Origin of the sequence: Psychroflexus salis (genome assembly GCF_014640175.1) — a bacterium.
Classification (GTDB): domain Bacteria; phylum Bacteroidota; class Bacteroidia; order Flavobacteriales; family Flavobacteriaceae; genus Psychroflexus; species Psychroflexus salis.
The window spans coordinates 1-571 of record NZ_BMGL01000037.1 but is presented as its reverse complement, the minus strand read 5'-3'; the positions used below and the strand labels follow the sequence as shown (position 1 = coordinate 571).

Annotated in this window: 1 pseudogene; it reads left to right on the top strand. The window is 44.1% G+C overall.

Features of this window, described 5'->3' with window-relative positions:
• Positions 1-571 (top strand): annotated as a pseudogene (locus IEV63_RS12955) (hypothetical protein); the annotation flags it as partial.

Genomic DNA, 571 nt, shown 5'->3' with positions numbered 1-571 from the left:
TGAAACACCGACTACGATTATCGCTGTAGTAGTAGACTTAGACAACTTCTGTAGTTCAGCAAATACCCAAAGTTTTGAAATTAGAGTCAATCCAATTCCGTTAGTTGACATCACAGATATGGATGGAGCGATAGTATGTATCGACCCACAAAGCGGCGAAGTCATTGAAACGGACTTTTCTCCACCGATACTCGACACGCAGCTCAACGAAGACGATTATGGCTTTGCATGGACACTGAATGGCAATCCGATTGCATTTACTGGTTCAGCCTATGCGGTAGAAGCACCCGGAAATTATACGGTAACCGTAACTGATTTGACGAACAATTTAACCAGTTGTGAAGCATCGAGTAGTGCAGAAATCATTCAAAGCAACGGCCCTGACTTTACAGTAAACGTACTGAGTCAAGCCTTTGATGGCCGACACAGTATAGAAATCACGAACATTCAAGGCGACGGCGATTATGAATTTGCGATAGACAATGGACCGTGGAGCAGTTTAGCAGAAGGAGAAGTAAGCATCATCTTCAGTAATTTAGAAGCTGGGGTTCGCCAAGTACGCGGGAGAGAT